Below are 19,291 nucleotides of genomic sequence, written 5' to 3'. Positions count from 1 at the left end.
AACAAAAAACTTTAAACCTTATTAGCCCCAGCTCGATGTCTCGTGCCTTATTTGCGAAACCGGACACTGGATCCTGCGGATAAACCGCAGGACGTTGGCAGAGTAAAAAGTCATTTATTTACTTTCAAACTTAACTTGCGCCTAACCTCATTTCATTAAACCCCTTCGCCTACGTCCCGCGACTTGTTCGCGGGATCCAGCTACCTACCTTTACCTAAATTCGGTCAATCACTGCAGACTGTTGGCAAAGTAAAAAGTCATTTGTTTACTTTCAACCTTAACTTGCGCCTAATTTCATTTCATTAAACCCCTTTGCCTACATCCCGCGACTTGTTCGCGGGATCCAGCTACCTACCTTTACCTAAATTCGGTCAATCACTGCAGACTGTTGGCAAAGTAAAAAGTCATTTGTTTACTTTCAACCTTAACTTGCGCCTAACCTCATTTCATTAAACTCCTTCCCTACGTCCCGCGACTTGTTCGCGGGATCCAGTTAACTACCTCAATCCTGCGTATAGCCAAAAAGAGTAGGCAGTGAAGAGCTTATCTTTTAACTTAAATTTAGACCATCCTAACTAATATAATCTTTTATATTATGTAAAATTCGCTCTTCGATAGGCTCATCTTGCATATTGAAGCTAAATTTTTGGCCGGTGATCATTTCATAGAGCTTTATATAGCGTGCTGAAAGTTCTTCAACTAATTCAGTGGGTGCCTGTGGTAACTGCTCATCGTTATAGGGATCACAATTTTTAGCAAACCATAATCTTAAAAATTCTTTATCAATATTTTCAGGCTCTTTACCTTCTGCCAAACGTTGTTCATAGCTATCTGCTAGCCAATAACGACTTGAATCAGGTGTATGTATTTCATCAATAACAATAACTTTCCCATTCTGGTCGCGGCCAAATTCATACTTCGTGTCTACTAATATAAGATTTTGCTCACCTGCGCGTTTTACCCCTTGCTCATATAATTTAATTGCTAAAGCGCTTGCTTCTAACCAATCTTCTTCAGTCATCCAGCCTTCAGCAATAATATCCTTAGGTGATATAGGACGGTCATGAACTGCTTCTTTGGTAGTTGGTGTAAGAACAGGGCTTGCTAATTTTTGATTTTTCTTAAGACCTTCAGGAAAAACAATACCACAATACTCACGTACACCTTGTTGGTATTGCGTCCACAAAGAAGTATTTGTCGTCCCTGTAATATACCCTCTTACTACAAACTCAATAGGAAATACTTTACATTTTTTCGCTATCACAACATTAAGATCAGGTACAGCAATTACCTGATTAGGTACATTTGCAGCTGTCTCTTTAAACCACCAGGCGCTTGTTAAATTAAGTACCTGGCCTTTGTAAGGGATTAATGCTAAAGGCCTATCAAAAGCAGTTAAACGATCAGTGGTAATTAGTATTATTTTATCGCCTAAGTCATAAGTATCTCTGACTTTTCCTGCATGCTTCTTGCCAAATGAAAAGTTAGTTTCACTCAGACAAAAAGGTAAAGCTGCTTGAATCTTTTGACGATAATTATCCAATGTATTTATAGAGTTCATGAGCGTATGGGTTCCCAATTACATTAGTTAATAAAATTTCAGCCATTATTGAATCAATATTTCCATGATCACTTTTAAAATGCCATAAAACACTATGCTTAATTGACTTAATATCTGCGATTGAATAATGGTCAATCAATGTTTGTTTAGCACGAAGGCCAGCTAGATCGTCTTTGGCTCGTACTAAACAGTAAAAATTATTTTCCTGACTATGAAAAGGTAAGCTGACTTCTTGCTCCTTGCGATCACAATATAAAACACTACTTTTTTTAATTTGTGTAAATGTTTCTTCTAAATTATTGCAATCAATTTCCCAATGAATAAAACGTCTTACCGTGACAGGAATACCTAATTTTTGTAGCGTTTTTTGTACTGTTAAGGCATGATTATCTGTGATAATTAATTTTACAAGACACTGCTTATAATGAGTATTAGAAACAAAAGGCTTAAGCTTTATCGTATTTTTTTGCAGAGGAGTCGTAATAAATTCATTCGCTAAATGTAGCCCCATAATATAATCACGCATGGAGTGAAATAAAGCATCACCATTAGTAGTACGTTCAGGATGAGGCATCATAGCTAATATATTTCCAGCAGAATTACCAATAGCAGCAATATTATCTATTGAACCATTAGGATTAATTGGAAAATTATCACTAATTTCGCCTTGCTCATCACAATATTGAAATATACTTATACCTTGATTTTTAATAGACTGTAGAAGAGCGTCAGAAATTATAAATCGCCCTTCAGCATGCGCAATTGGCAAATTAATAACATCTTTAGCTGATAAATAACGAGTAAAGGCATTGGTTTTTTGCTCATGTTGAGCTAAACGAATATTAACCCAGGTATTATAAAAACCCATACCTAAAAGTTTACCGTTATAGATGCGCTTATTTTCCGTTAAAGCTATTTCAGAATTTAAATTTTGTATGCCAGGAACTAAACATGACTCTAGTAATATTTGAGCCCCATTACATATACCTAGTATAGGTTTACCTACTTCGCTTTGCACTTTGATTTCTTTTATAACCGGATCAAGCGCTGCAATAATACCAGCTCGCGAACGATCCTCATAAGAGAAGCCACCAATGAGTACATAGCCATCTAAATCTTTAAGTTTAGCAAGCGACTCATTCCATAAAAATTCAACAGGCTGCATACCGGCTCGTTTTATTGCGAGCGCTGTTTCACGCTCACAATTTGATCCTGGAAATTGAATTAGCCCAATACGTATCATAACAAGTTTACCTCTGGCTTACCGACAATCACCTGACCAATTTCATAAAGTGAAGAAGTAGGTAATTTCGTCTGTAAAAACGCCTGCATTTTCACAAAATTTTCTGGTGATAAAAATAAGACTAAGCCTACACCCATATTAAAGGTTCTATACATTTGATTATCATCTAAACTGCCTAACTGGCGAAGTAAATCAAATAAAGGATTTTGTGGAATTTTATTTTTATAAATTTCTACAGCGCAATTGGATGGTAAAATACGAGGAATATTTTCAAGTAAACCGCCACCGGTAATATGCGCCATTCCCTTAATAGCAACACCTGCATTAAGTGCTCCTAATATAGGTTTAGTATAGTTAAGATGAGGCGTTAATAAAGCTTCGCCAATAGATTGACTTAACTCTGCAATATAAGAGTCAACCTGATAACCTGCTACTTCAAAGAACAGTTTACGGGCTAATGAATAACCATTAGTATGCAAGCCACTAGAAGGAAGCATAGCAACAATATCGCCTGCTTTAATTTCACGTCCCAAAATAGCTTTTTCTTTTTCCACAATGCCAGTAATTACACCAACTAAATCATGTTCACCAGCCAAATAAGTACCCGGCATCTCAGCTGTTTCACCACCAACTAAAGAAATATCATTCTCAAGACAACCTGCTACGATGCCTTTTACAATTTGTTCAATGATGCTGGGTTTTAACCGGTCATTAGCAATATAATCTAGTAATGTTAGCGGCTTTGCACCCAACACAATAATATCATTGGTGGTAGCACTGACTAGATCAATACCGATGGTATCAAATTTTTGCATCATCTTAGCAACCATCATCTTAGTCCCAACACCATCAATACTTTGAACTAGTACAGGTTCACGATAATGCTGTAAAATAGGTTTAAGATCATACATAGACCCGAAACTACCAATAGGTGTTAAAACTTGTGGTGAAAAAGTGCTTTCTACTGCTTTTTTAATTGCTGAAACGGCCTGATTGCCAGCATCAACATCGACTCCAGCTGCCTTATAATCGATACTAGTCATTACGTTAGTTTCTCCCGTAAGCCTTGTTGCCATGCACTTTTAGCTATATTAATTGCTAAATTTAATTGGCCATCTACATTAATTGTGGGGATATTGGTTGTTTTTCCTATCACTTCATAGGAGACAAGATACTTATTAAAAATTTCTTCAATAGCTGCTAAATTTTTAGGTAGGATTTCTAGAATAAAGCCACCACTTTCTGCAAAAAGTTTTTTCTCAATAGATAAGTTACCGGGTAACTCTACTTCAACACCAATGTTATTTTTAAAACTCATTTTTGCAAGTGCAACAGCTAATCCACCTTCCGCAATATTATGGGCTGCTAGCACAAGCTCTTGTTCAATAGCAGAAAAAACAGCCATTATTTCTTCTGCAAAAGAAGTTAAATTAGGCTTAGGTAATTGATTACCGAGAATATTAAATAGTTGATAATAAACGCTCCCACCACATTCATCATTACGCTCACCAACTAGTATTAATAAAGAGTCTGCTTGCTTTAAACTATAGGTTAATACTTTGCGATAATCCGTTAATACCCCTAAACAACTAATAATAGGGCTTGGTGGAATGGCGCCTTGTTCTGATTCGTTATATAGTGAAACGTTACCAGAAACAATAGGCAGCGTAACTTCAGGGTTATCTGGTCGGTGAACAGCACTACAAGCTGCAACAATTCCTTTTATAGACTCAACAAACTCACCCATTTGTTTAAGTTTTTCTGGATTTCCAAAACATAAACAATCAGTTAATGACAATGGCCAAGCACCTACAGCAATAATATTGCGTACCGCTTCACATACCGCATTAACAGCACCCCAATAGGCATCAATTTTATTATAGCGAGGGTTATGAGCAATAGATAAAGCAACCCCTGTTAAACTAATTTCAGGAGGGTATTTGTCTTCATTAAAAGGCGCTATGACGCCTGCATTAGCTAAGCCTCTTTCAATGATGGTTCTACCTTGCACCTGTTTATCGTACCTTTCATAAATAACTGCACTGGAGGCGATATTTTCATGACTTAATAGCTGCAGTAAAGACTGATTTAAATCTAAAGAAGGTAGTGAACTAGGCTCTGGCTGAATCTCTTTTACATATTCGTAAGGTCTATCATAAATAATACCTTGAGTAATATCTGTGGCTTTAGCTCTAACAATAGGCTCATCATCATAATTAACGATATACATACCATCGTGACGTAAATGACCTATCACGGTTGCACCAGCACCATCGCAAATATCCGGAAGCGCAAAGCGATTATTATAATGATCTAGTATAATTGGCACTAAATGCTCAGGTACAACCCACATAAAGCGCTCTTGCGTTTCTGAGCATAAAATAACTGCAGGCAACAACCCTTTCATGCTAGTTGGCACTAAATTAAGATTAATTTCAGCACCATAACCTCCAGCATCAGCAAGCTCCACAGAAGCGCAAGCAATACCACCTGCCCCTAAATCTTTAAAGCCTACTTGATTGATAAGATTTTGCTCTCGTAACCAAGCAAATAAAGCATAATTTGCTTTCAAGATATGGCGCTGTAAAAAAGCATTAGGCTCTTGCACAGCACCTTTATTTTCTTCCTCTTCAGCGATGTCTAGGTTAGCTGATGCAAAAGCTGCTCCGCCAAAACCGCTGTTATCTGTAGGTTTTCCTACTAGGATAAATTTATAATCTTTAGCATTTGGTGGCGCATAGGAATGGATAACATGATCTTCACGTACCACGCCTAAAGTGACTAAAGTAACTAAGCAATTTTCATTATATGCTTCATCAAAATAAGCATCACCCGTAATATTTGGTATACCTAATGGATTAGAATAGCCTGCAATTCCTTGAACAACCCCTTCAGCAATCCAATTTGTTTTTGCCTTATTAATATCACCAAAACGTAAGCTATCGGCTACAGCAATAACTTCTGCACCCATACAACTAACATCACGCACATTTCCACCTACACCTGTTGCAGCACCTTCATAAGGTACTAATTGAGAGGGGTGATTATGAGATTCATGACTAATAACGATGCCATAACGATAACCTTGATCGTCAGTTGCTACCGCAACAATACCAGCATCCTCTTTAGGACCTAAGATAACATGTGGTGCTTGGGTTATAAATTGACTTAAATATTTACGACTACTTTTATAGGAGCAATGTTCTGAGCCTTGAATAGACCAAAGTATACATTCAGCATAAGTCGGTGGTCTTTTAAGTAAAGAATTCTGAATAAAAAGCGCTTCATCTACTGTTAAGCGCACATTGAATTCATCAAGAAGGTTGGCAATTTCTTGTTTAGATAAAGAGGCAAAATCAAAAAAACTTGGCATTTCTTGCATAGACATCACTATCATAACGAGCAAGTGGCAATACGATATATATTCTCGCCTTGAAAATCAAATTAAATCAACACTATTTTCAAAAATTTTACACAATAGAAATATTTCTAAGCAAATGGATTAAACCTACGAACCAACTCATAAATGTAAAATGCACTCTATAATTTATAGAGAGACTATCTGTTAATAGTAGGATAGGTCATGAAAATTACGCGCGCTGACTTAAATAAAGCTGTAGATGAACATATCATTAGCCAAGAGCAAGCTGAAGCTTTATATCATTACATTAAAAGCCAATCTAGCGAGCAAGTTTCTTTCAATTTTACTAATGTTTTATATTATTTTGGTGGCCTTGTAGCAATTGGCGCAATGACTTTATTTATGACTTTAGGCTGGGAACAATTCGGACCCTGGGGCATTTTAACTATAACTCTTATTTACGCCATAATAGGTTTAGTGTTAACCGCAATATTTGCTAAAAAACATTACAAAATTCCAGCAGGCATTTGTGCCACTTTTGTTGTAGCCTTAACTCCCCTAGCTATTTATGCATTACAGAAAGGACTTGGATATTGGCCGGATGAAGCTTCACATTATCGAGATTTTCATTATGTAATAGCCTGGCATTGGCTGTATATGGAATTGGGAACTTTAATTGTAGGACTTATATTAGCTTGGCTATATCGCTACCCTTTTATGCTTATGCCGATTGCGGTAACACTTTGGTATATGTCTATGGACATAGCTCAAATGATTATGGGATATGATATAGATTTTGAATTTAAAGCGTTAATATCTATGTATTTTGGCCTTGTTATGCTTCTTATTGCCTTTTGGGTTGATGTACGCTCAGGTGGTTCGGCTGACTATGCATTTTGGTTATATTTATTTGGGGTCATTACCTTTTGGACAGGAATGACTATGCAAAGTTCTGATAGTGAGTTTTCAAAATTCGTATATTTATGTATTAATTTAATCATGATAGGAATTGGTGTTATTTTAATAAGACGGGTTTTTGTGGTATTTGGCGCCATAGGTTGCTGTATGTATTTAGGGCACCTAGCCTGGCAGGTCTTTCAAAATAGTATTTTATTCCCCATCGCGCTAACCATTATTGGTATATTAATTATTTATTTAGGCACTTTATGGCAAAAGCATGAAGAAGTACTGACTAATAAAGCACAATCCTGGTTACCCAAACCATTACAAGAGTTACTTAAATCACGTGAGTAACATTGTAGTGTCACTTATTTTAAGTTTTAGACAAAACAGGAATTAGTTGAGTGCTACAATTAGGTAATAATAAATTGTTACTCAAATACTGCTTTTAAAAGATGAAAACCACCGAAAAGCAAGAAAAAAATTATAAAAATAATTAAGGAGAGAAAAGAACTTACATTCCTATTAATAGGCTTACTACCGGCATTCATATTAACACTACTGCCGTAGTCATTCACTAAACTATAATAAGTATCCTTATCAACTACGATAGCTTGTGGCGGTAACTGGTCAGATTGAGGCTTAACCGAAGATAATTTTTTAACAGCAGTACCAATAGCTAAAAATTCAATCAAGCCATTTCCCAATTGATAAACATAGGTCTTTACACCAACAACATCATCTGCTCCCAACGCTTTTGCTTCATCATTAATAATCCCTAAAGAATTTTCACGCGCATCATAGATTAAGCGAGAAAGCTCAGTAATTTCACCTCGAACAAAGGACTTAATTGCTGAAGTAATACCCCCTACAACACCTAAGGAATATACGGAAGTTCCTAATAATAATTGAAGAGGCATATAACCTAAACTAGCCATATTCCACATCTCGATATTAGTCATATCACTGGTAATCACATTATCTACCGTATTAATTAAAAAAGGGGCTTTTGACGCCGTGCCTATCATTAACATCTCATTTACGCCACCAAAAGGTAAAACCGTAGTTTGAATTCCTAATACCGCATTAGCATGATAAGTCTGGGCGTGTGCTTTAATTCGTTTAAGGGCTAAGTGACGAGTGACATTAAAAATATTTGAATACTCCTTAATTTCACCCCGAACAAGTGTTTTTATACCACCAATGAAGCCGCGTCCTACACCCATTGCATAAGCTACATTACCGAAAGCAAAAGCAATAGGTTGATAACCTGCGTCTAGTTGCGCATAAAGCTCTTGACCATCAGCCGAAGTTGAAAAAGGTTTTAAACTGGCATTGTTTGATTTAATAACAGAACCAATTGATAAAAACTCTACATTAGAGCCATGAAATATAAGCTGACTTGTTACACCAGTAATGCCAGAAGCGCCTTGCGTTTGTGCTTCTTGTTGCATACGTTCCAATGCTGTTTCACGCCCATCTTCAATTAAACGAGTAATTTGTGTTAATTCACCACCTAACATCGCTTTTAAACTAGAACCAATATTTCCTACTATTCCTAAGGAATGTACACTGTTACCAACAACTATATTGCCTGGCAAAAATCCTTTCTGCGCCAAACAAAAAAGTTCATTACCTGATAAACCTGTTGTAACAGTCATAATTGCTTCCTTATAGATTTATACCTATTTAACTGAAAGTAATTGGTATAGATAGCTAAAATAAGGCTAAGTATTATTTTGCTCAGGCTTATTAGTTTTTAAACCCTTAACAGGAATATCTATATGATAAACATAGTGTTGTATAATCTGTTTAACCTGTTCACTGGTTAAAGGCTTAGTTATAGCGCCCTCCATGGAATAGTCATCACAATCATATTTAACGACATCAGCCTGATAACCAGTTAGGGCAATAATGGGCACATGATAAGAAGTATCTTTCTCCATTTGTCGAATTTTCTTAGCCATAACATAGCCAGATGTATCTTCTAAGCTAATATCCATTAATACGATGTCATACTTACCTGGCTTAAATAATTTAGCGACTTCACCTTCAGAAGGTGCTACTTCAACTCGGCAGTCAAATTGCATAAGCAATGCTTGGCCTGCGCGCTGTGCAATAGTATTATCCTCTACTAATAATACTTTAGGCCGCTCTTTTTTAGTTTCTTGAAGATTTGTCAGTAGCGGCGCGATAGTCGCGTTAGCATTGCTTTGTTTAAGTTGCTCCTTAATCTTCTCAAGTTGCTCTGTTAAGAACTTTTTCTCTGTAATATCAACTAATATTACAACTAGCCCATCGACTTTTTTATCTTTAGTTAACAATGGTATCCGGGTTGCAAGATAATAAATTACTTCTCCTTGCTCATTAAGAACAGGTTTTTCTTCTACATCATAAGTAGTAACTTCTGAAAGTAAGGCATCAATATCATCACGCTTAAGCATATGGGCTCGATCTTCAGACCAGTGGGCAAAAGTAATTAGTCGCTGATAAAAATTTTCCTCTAAAGCGGCTAAATTAGGCACTCCAAGCAGCGTGAGTACATTATTATTACAATCTATTACGGTACAATCTTTGTCTAGAATATAAACGAGATTGGGTAGAGAATTAATGATATATTGATAATATTGATGGGGCAGATAATTATCATCCTGATTTGCTAGATTTATCTCACTAGACATGCTAATACTCCTACATTAAGCTGCATAAAAAGTATAGTACATTCTTAAGCAGGAGCAGGAAGCTAACTTAACTAGCTATGTAAATTATTAAATAGCTTACATAAAAGCATAAGTTTAATTTTATTATTTAGGGACAAAGTCATGGCAATTTCTTTACGAAATAGCTCATTAACCACTAAAATTAACACCTATCTTAATTTAAAATTGTTTAGTTTAGCCGCAATAGGTGGAATAGCGATAGGCTCTGCAGTTGCTTTTATTCGAACGTTAGTTGGCTATATTCAAATAATTTTATTTGGTGTAGAAGTCAATACTCATAGTGCTAATACTTCCTGGGAACGAATTTTAATAGTTACAACGCTCGGCGGTTTATTTTTAGGTTTTTTACTGGTTTTAATTGGCCGCTATGGGCGTCTAACACCAGTTGATCCTATTGAGGCTAACGCTGTTAATGGCGGAAAAATGTCTTTGATAGATTCTCTCTCTTTTGTGGGTTTATCGATTGTTTCTATTTCTATAGGCGGGTCTGTTGGCTTTGAAGCGGCAATGACTCAACTGGGCTCAGGTACTTTAAGTACTATAGGCCAACGTCTAAAATTAGACCGACAAGAATTGCGCATGCTAGTCTCATGTGGAACGGGCGCTGGAATCGCTGCTATTTTTGGTGCTCCCCTAGCTGGAACTTTTTATGCCTTAGAATTAGTAGTTGGCGGCTATGCAACACGAGCATTAATGCCAACTTTACTAGCTAGTGCATTAAGCAGCTTCATGGTTTATATTTTTTTGGGTTATGAACCACTTTTTAAAGCCAATATCGCTGAAAACCCTACCCTTTGGCATTTCCCTTTAGCTATTTTTACAGGCTTCCTGGCAGCATTGGTAGGCATTATTGTTATGCGTGGTACAACGGGTTTTGAATCTTTATTGAAAAAACAAAAAATTCCTGCCTTTTTAAAACCTGTTATCGGTGGGTTTCTTCTAGGCTTATTAGCACTTATTGTTCCGCAAGTTATGGGCCCTGGCCATTATGGTATTAATGAAATTCTTGCTGGCTCGAAAATGCTTAAGGTCACGGTTTTAATTCTTGTAGCTAAAATACTTGCCTCAGTTGTTTGCGTCGGTTCAGGCTTTCGAGGAGGGCTATTCTCTGCATCGTTGTTTTTAGGAGCAATTTTAGGCTGTATTATTCATTATGTGATTACTATACCACTATTTGGTAACATTATTCCGCTAGATCTAACCGTTGTTGCAGGTATGTCTGGGGTAGCCGCCTCCATTATTGGTACGCCTGCTGCTATTATCCTTCTATTGTTAGAAACCGCTAACCTAAACTTAGGTGTCTTTTCAACTATTGTCACTGTTATTGTTTCAAGTCTATTAACACGTTACTTTTTTGGTTATTCATTTTCTACTTGGCGCTTTCATATTCGAGGTTCTGATATTACCGGCCCTCAAGATATCGGCAGGCTTAAAGCGTTGACCTTTGGCGATTTACCATTAATCAAATTACCTTCCATTATGTCAAATACGTCAATTGCAGAAGCAGCTGAAATTGCTCATCGTGTTCAAGCTCAGTATCTCGCTATTAAGGACAATAAGGGAAAATTTATAGGCCTTACCAGTAACCAATTAGTGACTTTAGAACTAGGAAAAGCCTCGCCTTTATCACTATGTAATTTAATTGAAAAAAATATTCCTTGTGTTTATCAAAAGGAATCTATTGTTAAATATGTAGATTCAATTAAAGAAAATAAAATAAAAAGTTTAGCAGTTATTGATCAAAATCAGCATTTTATTGGCTTAGTCTCACAGGTATCTATTTTACGACGCTACTTAACAGAAATTTTAGCCGTACAAGAAGAAGAATTAGAACAGTTTGGACAAAAAAGTTAAACAGAGCTTACTAAGCTAAAGATCCCCAGTATTCTATATAAATTAAACGTTTAACTAGGCATACCTAGCCTCAAAATCACTTCTAGCTACAAATGTAACCACCTCAATAAAGAATACTCTAGGTTACCTATAAATATTCAATTATTTTATTTATTGTAAAATGACGTCTAGTTTAACCTGCTCTTGGATTTGCTTAACTGTGACTTGTCACCTTGAGCGGCCTCATGTAAGAACCAATATAATTTTTTAAGAAATTATGAAGAGCGTGTTAAGGCTGGAAGGCAAAGGAAACAGTAGCCGATCTCCTTACTGAATTAGAAAGTTTTTTCAAGAACGAAAAATAAAGCTTAAGTCAGAAAGCAGTTTACAAAGACGGCTTAATTTTATAAAAGATCAGTGTAAGAGTAAGCAAAGTAATGAAAATCTTACAGAATCTAACGATAATAAGATTGTAATAGAACAATCAAGCCAGCCAGTGTAAAGAAATTAAATTGCCGGATAAAACTGACATATCTGAATCTCTTGAGTACAAACATAACCACCTAAGGTATCAACCCAATTATAATCAATACGAGCAGGAATCTTTACTAAAACTGGCCACCAGATGGAATAATAGCCTAACGTATTCTTATAGGTACAAATAATACCACGGCCATACGCGCCAGCGACCATAATATTGGCACGCACAAATTGAGTATGTTCATCGCCTTGTGGCTTATGTTCGGAAAAAGGATTTTCTTGCCAAGGCTCAGGGATTTCACCCCAAGCAAGTGAGCTTTTCAAAGGGTCTGGACACATAGCAGCAAAAGATAAGGAATAAACAACATTAATTATAAAAATATATAAAAAAATTATCCGTCTCATCATTACCCTTATGTTACCCCTTGTGTTTAATTATTTAATTATCCCAATCACTTGTCAAAATCTTTCTATAGCTAAATAGCTATTGTTTAAGTTAATTTCTTTGTTATAATCCTCGCACATGCCGGGGTGGCGGAATTGGTAGACGCGCCGGATTCAAAATCCGGTGGTGGTGACACCGTGTGGGTTCGAGTCCCACCCTCGGTACCATCAAGATGCTCATGAAGCTTCTAATGATACCTCATAATTGACAACAGTTGTGCTAGGATTCCTAATTATCATTAAAATTTTAAGCAAACTTCAATTTTTTTAATTAAAATTAACTCAGGTAAATTAGGTAACCGCCAATTAGGTTTACGTTCTAATATTAATGAATGAATTCAAATTCATGCGTCTTTAAAATACTCTCCTTAGACTTAGTCTGTTCCTTTATTATTATTAAAAAAGGAATAAAGCCTAGGGCAAGCAAAAAAGCTAGTTGATATAACCCGATCCAACCTAGCCACATTTGTAAAAATGCAGCGACTGGGCCTGATAAGACTCGTGGAATACTCGAAATAGCAATTAATGCGGCAAATTGAGTTGCTGTAAATTGTTGATTAACAAGGCGCATAAATAAAACAACTAATGCTGTTGAACCCATACCGGCTGCAAAATTATCACATACTACAGCCATAGCAAATAAGCTAAAATTTTTACCAGTCATAGCCAAAGCAACGAATAAAAGATTAGCAAGTGCTTGAGCTAAACCAAAATAAAATAAGGCTTTGTATAAGGACCATCGTGTTAGTAAAGTACCAGCTACCAAACCACCTAAAAGAATGGCAGTAATGCCTAATAATTTATTGATATAACCAATGGTAGCTAATGAAAAGCCTATACCCTGTATTAGAAAAGGCATCACAATACCACTAGTTGTTGCTGTAAATGCTTCACCTAGTTTATAAAAGAAAATAAAACCTAAAAGGGCAAAAATATTAGGCTGCTTTAGTAAGTCTTTTAGAGGATTAAGCCATGTTAGGCCTAAAGGTTGGAGAGGATTATTCTGAATAATAGGTTCCTTACTCCATAACGTAGTAGCTATTCCTACGCCCATTAATATACCCATAAAATGATAAGTAATAGACCACCCTAAGTAATTTGCCATGACTAGCGCAAAACCGCCAGTAATTAATAAAGCTACCCGATAACCAACTACTGCAAAGGAGGCACCTAAGCCATGTTCACTAGTAGGCAGATATTCAACTCGCTGTGCGTCTATTGCTGTATCTTGTGTCGCCGACAAAAAAGCTAATACTAAGGCAAGGCAAGCAATAATATAGGCTGAATCGATAGGCTTAAATAGTGCCATTAAATTAAAGCCAAGACATAAACCAATTTGAGTTAATAAAATCCAACTTCTTCGCCTCCCGAGTGGCAAAAGCGAAAAGCTATCTAAAAATGGTCCCCATATTACTTTATATAAATAAGGAAGCCCTATTAAACTCAGCATTCCTGTTGCAAATACTGACATTCCACTGTCAGCAAACCATGCTTGTAAGGTGCTAGTAATTAAAGCTAGTGGGATTCCAGATGAAAAACCCAATAAAAAGACAATTAATAAACGTTTATTCATCTGAGTAAGTAATATTTAATGTTTAAAGTGATAGGTTAAATAACTTATAGTAAACACGCACTTACAGGTTGACTGCAAGTGCGTATAAATTTTTAAGCTTCAGAGGATTTTTTTACAGAAATTAAATGAATTTTGAAAATTAAAGTTTCATTTGGACCAATAGCACCGCCAATACCACGTGGGCCATAGGCTAATGCTGGCGGTAAATAAACTTCCCAAGTTGAACCAGCTGGCATTAACTGTAATACTTCAGTCCAGCCAGGAATAACTTGAGATACCTTAAATTCAGCTGGCTTGCCAGACTTCTCTGTACTATCAAATACTTGCCCATCAATAAGTTTACCAGTGTATTCAACAGTTACCATATCGTCTTTACTTGGTTTATTACCCTTACCTGTTTCAATAACTTTATATTGTAAACCGCTTGGTAAAGTGACAACACCATCTTTAGCTTTGTTTTGATTTAAGAATGATTCGCCTTTTGCCTTATTATCTTCGGCCTTTTTATTGAATTCTGCATTTCTTTTTGCCATTAAATCTTTCTGAAATTTGTTTAATACATCTTTCATTTGATCATCTGTTAATAGCAGTTGCCCTCCGCTCATACCATCTTGCAAGCCTTTTGCCATGGCATTTGGGCTAATATCAATACCTTGTTTTTTAAAATTTCGTCCTAAATCGGCACCAATGCTATAAGATAGTTTATCCATGTCACTGCTTAAAGTTGTACTACTAGTACTTGATGTAGCGGCATTACTATTGGTAGTAGCACTATTAGTAGAGTTAGTAGCATCTGCTGCAGCAAAAGCTGTTGAGGCTACTAAACTTATCGCAGCAGCGACTAATTTCATCTTCATAAACAATTCCCCTTGTTAAACTTCGTAAGATTTAAAAATCATGAAAAGTGCCCGGTTATTTTGCCTAAATTTCAATTAAATTACCAGTTATACAATAACTATGATAATTAATTTAGAAGGTGAATTTAGCTTTAAAATTATAATTTCAGTTATTGAGACGCCTGTGGCAATTTTTTTAGCATTTTTCAAAGCAAAAATTAACTAATTTAAGTTTTTTTTATCCCTTTTAGCTTATACTTATATTGTTTATATTTGGCTTTCCTTCTACACTTGCCATTTTAATTCTTTAATTAAAGAACATGAGTATTAGTCTATTTGATTTATTTTCCATAGGAATTGGTCCATCAAGCTCGCATACAGTTGGCCCTATGCTTGCTGCTAACACTTTTATTAAAAAAATTGCTGCTCAATATGAGCTTTCAAAGGTTAAACGGATTAAGATTGAGTTGTATGGTTCACTTGCCTTAACGGGTAAAGGTCATGGTACTGATAAAGCTATTCTTAATGGCCTTGAAGGCCAATTACCTGACACCGTAGTTCCTGAGTGCATGGTACCCAGGATGCGTGAAATCATTAGTACACAAAAAATAAAATTAAATGGTATACATGAAATTTTCTTTAATGACACGCTAGATTTTTTATTTCTGCAAAAAGAATTATTACCTTTGCATAGCAATGGCATGCGCTTTACCGTTTATGATGACCAAGATAATATAATTGCAAATGAAATATATTATTCAATAGGTGGTGGTTTTATTGCCACTGAAGAAGAAATGAATAGCGCACTCCCCTCAACTGATAACTTACCCTACCCTTTTTCAACTGCAGATGAATTATTACGTCACTGTCATACTAATCAATTGACTATCGCAGAATTAATGATGATTAATGAGCAAACCTGGCGGGCGCCTGAAAAAATCCAGCAAGGGATTTTGCAAATTGCAAAAGTAATGAATGATTGCATTGAAAATGGTTGTCATCATGAAGGTATTTTACCTGGAGGTCTATTACTTAAAAGGCGTGCCCCTGAACTCTTCAAAAAACTTAATAATCAGCAAGGAATTAAAAGTAGTTTTGAACATGCAGATATTATGAACCGCTTAAATTTATACGCCATGGCAGTCAATGAAGAAAATGCTGCTGGTGGCCGTATAGTTACCGCTCCTACTAATGGAGCTGCAGGTATCATTCCAGCTGTTTTAAAATATTGTCAAGAAGCTCATGACAAACTAAATGAGCACGATATTTACACCTATTTTTTAACAGCAGCTGCCATAGGCATTCTCTATAAGAAAGGGGCATCAATTTCAGGCGCAGAAGTAGGTTGCCAAGGTGAGGTAGGTGTTGCTTCTTCAATGGCTGCAGCAGGACTTGCTGCAGTATTAGGAGGCACTATTGAGCAAATTGAAAATGCTGCAGAAATTGCTATGGAGCATCATTTAGGTATGACTTGTGATCCTGTTTTAGGACTGGTTCAAATCCCGTGCATTGAACGTAATGCTATGGGCGCGGTAAAAGCGGTTAATGCTGCGCGCATGGCCTTAATGGGCGATGGCTGCCATTATATTTCGCTAGACAAAGTTATTAAAACGATGAAACAAACTGGCCTTGATATGCAAAGTATGTATAAAGAAACTTCGATGGGTGGCTTAGCAGTTAATCTACCTGAATGTTAATTTCTCTTTTAATAGTTTTTAACTTATTACATTGTAATTAAGTGCACAATTGTGCACTTATAATTTCTAATTTCGTTAGTTAGCTACGGATAGAGCCCGCTTTCTTAATTTATAGGCTAAGACTAAACAGGTCACTAAAATCCATTCACAAATTAAAAGCTCTACTAAGGCTAGTAATAAATTAGTAGTAAATTTGCTAATAATCATGACGGCAATTGTCGCACTAGCCATATTAATGAAGCTCATCATTGCAGCACCACTCGCTTTATCAGCTAAAGCATTAGAAGCGATAAAAGAAGCACTAGCTAAAGTTACACTGCAAAAAAGATATAAGTAGGTCGTGCTTACAAAAAACCATATCGCAGAGGTTGATTGTAATTGCCATATAAGGAATAAACTTACGATACCAAGGGCACTCATTCCTAATCCAAATAAAACGACTTGTACTGCATCATAAGAAGCGAGTAGTTTGCGTGACCATAATCCACCCAATAACATGCCTATCATATTTAACAAGTTCCAATAACCATATTCGGCAGGCGATAAATATAAATAATCGTTAGCAATTTGAGGTGCTACCGCGGCAAAGCAATAGCTAAAAATCGAACAAAAACCTACACCTAAGGAAAAGATAATAAGCGTTCTACATTTTAAAGCTTGTTTATAGTTAAAAATAATCGTTTTAATATCAATAGATTGCCTCGTCGTTAGCGTTTCCCTAAATAAAAAAGTGCCTATAAACATTACAATATTTTGCAACAATAATATTATAAAACAACCAGCCCACAACCAATATTCAGTAATAATGCCACCTAGACTCACAGCGATGCCAATGCCTACTGTAAATGATACTATTGCATAAGCCATAGCCGTTTTTCTCTGCTCATTAGGTAATAGTTCATTAATTAATATATAAGTACATGTTAAGCCGCTGGCTGAGCCCAAAGCTGTTAATAATCTGCCTATTTCAAATAATTCATAGTTAAGACCATACGCTGCGCCTAAACAGCATAAGATACCTGAAAAATAAATGGTTAAGCCGATACGAAGGGATGTAAGTCGTCCAAATCGATTAGCTAGCGGGCCATAAATCAACTGCCCAATGACATAGCCAATTAAAAATAAAACAATTAACCACTCCACTTCACTTTGACTCAATTGAAACTGCCTCTGAATAAGTGGTAAAGCTGGCGTAATAATGACGGCCGCAATGGAGGGTACTGATAAATAAGTCAGTAAAAAGGCTACCTTAAATCGTGATACCATAAAATTGATTCCTATAACTACTTTGACAAAGTATAAGTAAGCTAATTTTTAAGATAAACCGAGGTAATGGTTAATAAGTATTAACTATTAGTTAATAATCCCATTGTAGTTGATAACAGCTGTTTGTTGATGACTGATAAAAATTATCGCTGATTGCATAGTCTGCGACTGCTGCTAACTGTTGATTGATATACATCAAAGGAATTTGATCACGCACCCAGGGAGGTATACACCATTCTTGTAATAATTTTTTTAAATTTTTTGTTTGCCGATGCCAATAAAATTTTTCTCCGCCTTGTCGGAAACGTATTTCAACATGAGCATTTTCAGGAATAACTAATCCTGCCGAGGTAGCAATGGCTTTCAAAAAGCCAAGTGAATAAGGTAACTTTAAAGGCTCTGGAAAATTAGGCCACCTGATTGAAGAAGTATTTTTTGAGGTTTGTTTTTTTACTAAATAAAGCGTATTTTTATAACGATAAATACAAGTATCTTTCCAGGAAAGCTCTGGTATTTTATCTTCACTCGCTTCAAGGACTTCATGAATTAAGCGATTAAAAACCTTAGTGTCAGGTAGATAAGTTATATTTTTCTTAAGCCACGCCCTTAAAACATTTTGCTTCCTAGCCAAATTTAATTTTTTTAGTGGCTCAAGCGCAAGCTTGTTTTTAATTTCGTTTAAATTCGGATAATCAGTACAGGCTAAATCATAGAGATTACTTTGTGCTTGTTGGCAATGATGAGCGGTACGTGCCAAATTAGTATTAAGGCTTAACCAGCGTGTTTGTATTAATGGAATAACTTGTTGTCTTAAAAAATTTCTTGTATAGGAGCAATCTAGATTACTTTCATCTTCAATCCAGATTAACTTCTGCTGCTTGGCGTAATCTTCAAGGATTGAGCGTGAATGAGCAAGTAAAGGACGCGCTACATAGCCTTGGCTAAAAGAACGCCAATCTACCATTGCTGATAACCCTTCTATTCCTGCACCGCGAAATAATTGCAATAATACTGTCTCAGCTTGATCATCCTGATGGTGACCCAGTATTAAAACGTCATTGGCTTTAATAAGGGCGTGAAAAACATTATATCTTGCCTGTCTCGCTTGATCTTCAATATTAGCATTCTGCTTAACATACACACGATGTGCTTTAAAAGCCACTCCAAACTGATGGCAAATTTTTTCACAATGAGCTTGCCACTGGCTAGCATTATGGCTTAAGCCATGATCAATATAAATAGCCGTAATTTTACTAGCCAGTGATGGCTCAGAAATTAGAGCATACAGTAATACCGTAGAATCAAGTCCCCCACTAAAACCGACATATAATGAATTACACTGTTTTAATTGATTAATCCACTTTGCAGGTAAAAGTG

Annotated in this window: 14 protein-coding genes and 1 tRNA gene; 4 read left to right on the top strand and 11 right to left on the bottom strand. The window is 36.1% G+C overall.

Going from position 1 to position 19,291, the window contains the following annotated elements:
* Positions 1 to 571: 571 nt before the first annotated feature.
* Genes ACNVED_RS06555 through purL form a run of 4 tightly spaced genes read right to left on the bottom strand, consistent with a single transcriptional unit; the run spans position 572 to position 6,186 of the window.
* Positions 572 to 1,561 carry a phosphoribosylaminoimidazolesuccinocarboxamide synthase gene (locus tag ACNVED_RS06555; protein WP_419420952.1) on the bottom strand — a complete coding sequence of 330 codons (990 nt, stop codon included), beginning with the start codon at positions 1,559 to 1,561 and terminating at the stop codon, positions 572 to 574.
* Positions 1,536 to 2,804 carry a phosphoribosylformylglycinamidine synthase I gene (gene purQ, locus ACNVED_RS06550; protein ID WP_419420951.1) on the bottom strand — a complete coding sequence of 423 codons (1,269 nt, stop codon included), beginning with the start codon at positions 2,802 to 2,804 and terminating at the stop codon, positions 1,536 to 1,538. Before purQ ends, ACNVED_RS06555 begins: the two co-directional genes overlap by 26 nt.
* Entirely contained in the window at positions 2,801 to 3,847 is a 1,047-nt protein-coding gene (gene purM / locus ACNVED_RS06545) for a phosphoribosylformylglycinamidine cyclo-ligase (protein WP_419420950.1), read from the bottom strand. Before purM ends, purQ begins: the two co-directional genes overlap by 4 nt.
* Positions 3,847 to 6,186 carry a phosphoribosylformylglycinamidine synthase subunit PurL gene (gene purL / locus ACNVED_RS06540; RefSeq protein ID WP_419421153.1) on the bottom strand — a complete coding sequence of 780 codons (2,340 nt, stop codon included), beginning with the start codon at positions 6,184 to 6,186 and terminating at the stop codon, positions 3,847 to 3,849. Before purL ends, purM begins: the two co-directional genes overlap by 1 nt.
* A 201-nt stretch (positions 6,187 to 6,387) precedes the next feature.
* On the opposite strand from purL, the gene ACNVED_RS06535 reads away from it, so the two are divergent.
* Entirely contained in the window at positions 6,388 to 7,419 is a 1,032-nt protein-coding gene (locus tag ACNVED_RS06535; RefSeq protein ID WP_419420949.1) for a DUF2157 domain-containing protein, read from the top strand.
* A gap of 77 nt (positions 7,420 to 7,496) precedes the next feature.
* On the opposite strand, the gene ACNVED_RS06530 is transcribed toward ACNVED_RS06535, so the two are convergent.
* Both ACNVED_RS06530 and ACNVED_RS06525 read right to left on the bottom strand, forming a co-directional pair.
* Positions 7,497 to 8,726, bottom strand: coding sequence for a heavy metal-binding domain-containing protein (locus ACNVED_RS06530; RefSeq protein WP_419420948.1), 1,230 nt, complete (start codon positions 8,724 to 8,726; stop codon positions 7,497 to 7,499).
* A 66-nt stretch (positions 8,727 to 8,792) separates the two neighbouring features.
* Positions 8,793 to 9,746: a response regulator gene (locus ACNVED_RS06525; RefSeq protein ID WP_419420947.1), complete on the bottom strand. Its 954-nt coding sequence runs from the start codon at positions 9,744 to 9,746 to the stop codon at positions 8,793 to 8,795.
* Between the two features lie 141 nt (positions 9,747 to 9,887).
* On the opposite strand from ACNVED_RS06525, the gene ACNVED_RS06520 reads away from it, so the two are divergent.
* The gene (locus ACNVED_RS06520; RefSeq protein WP_419420946.1) at positions 9,888 to 11,639 is read left to right on the top strand and encodes a chloride channel protein; all 1,752 of its coding nucleotides are present in this window, start codon (positions 9,888 to 9,890) and stop codon (positions 11,637 to 11,639) included.
* Between the two features lie 486 nt (positions 11,640 to 12,125).
* Here ACNVED_RS06520 and ACNVED_RS06515 read toward each other — a convergent pair whose 3' ends face one another.
* Positions 12,126 to 12,503, bottom strand: coding sequence for a DUF3757 domain-containing protein (locus ACNVED_RS06515; RefSeq protein ID WP_419420945.1), 378 nt, complete (start codon positions 12,501 to 12,503; stop codon positions 12,126 to 12,128).
* Between the two features lie 120 nt (positions 12,504 to 12,623).
* On the opposite strand from ACNVED_RS06515, the gene ACNVED_RS06510 reads away from it, so the two are divergent.
* Positions 12,624 to 12,710: transfer RNA gene (locus ACNVED_RS06510), tRNA-Leu, on the top strand.
* 157 nt (positions 12,711 to 12,867) lie between these two features.
* On the opposite strand, the gene ACNVED_RS06505 is transcribed toward ACNVED_RS06510, so the two are convergent.
* Both ACNVED_RS06505 and ACNVED_RS06500 read right to left on the bottom strand, forming a co-directional pair.
* Positions 12,868 to 14,115, bottom strand: a complete 1,248-nt coding sequence (locus ACNVED_RS06505) for an AmpG family muropeptide MFS transporter (protein WP_419420944.1) — start codon at positions 14,113 to 14,115, stop codon at positions 12,868 to 12,870.
* Positions 14,116 to 14,207: 92 nt separating this feature from the next.
* A complete protein-coding gene (locus ACNVED_RS06500) occupies positions 14,208 to 14,972 on the bottom strand; it encodes an FKBP-type peptidyl-prolyl cis-trans isomerase N-terminal domain-containing protein (RefSeq protein ID WP_419420943.1) in 765 nt (254 codons plus the stop codon).
* A gap of 299 nt (positions 14,973 to 15,271) precedes the next feature.
* On the opposite strand from ACNVED_RS06500, the gene ACNVED_RS06495 reads away from it, so the two are divergent.
* Positions 15,272 to 16,648, top strand: a complete 1,377-nt coding sequence (locus ACNVED_RS06495) for an L-serine ammonia-lyase (RefSeq protein ID WP_419420942.1) — start codon at positions 15,272 to 15,274, stop codon at positions 16,646 to 16,648.
* A 75-nt stretch (positions 16,649 to 16,723) separates the two neighbouring features.
* Here ACNVED_RS06495 and ACNVED_RS06490 read toward each other — a convergent pair whose 3' ends face one another.
* A complete protein-coding gene (locus tag ACNVED_RS06490; protein ID WP_419420941.1) occupies positions 16,724 to 17,914 on the bottom strand; it encodes an MFS transporter in 1,191 nt (396 codons plus the stop codon).
* Between the two features lie 91 nt (positions 17,915 to 18,005).
* Positions 18,006 to 19,271: a tRNA lysidine(34) synthetase TilS gene (tilS, locus tag ACNVED_RS06485; RefSeq protein WP_419421152.1), complete on the bottom strand. Its 1,266-nt coding sequence runs from the start codon at positions 19,269 to 19,271 to the stop codon at positions 18,006 to 18,008.
* Positions 19,272 to 19,291 lie beyond the last annotated feature (20 nt).

The organism is Legionella sp. D16C41, from assembly GCF_048541585.1.
In the GTDB taxonomy this organism is placed as follows: domain Bacteria; phylum Pseudomonadota; class Gammaproteobacteria; order Legionellales; family Legionellaceae; genus Legionella_C.
The sequence above is the reverse complement of the archived record's forward strand: the minus strand, read 5'-3'. Positions and strand labels throughout refer to the sequence as shown.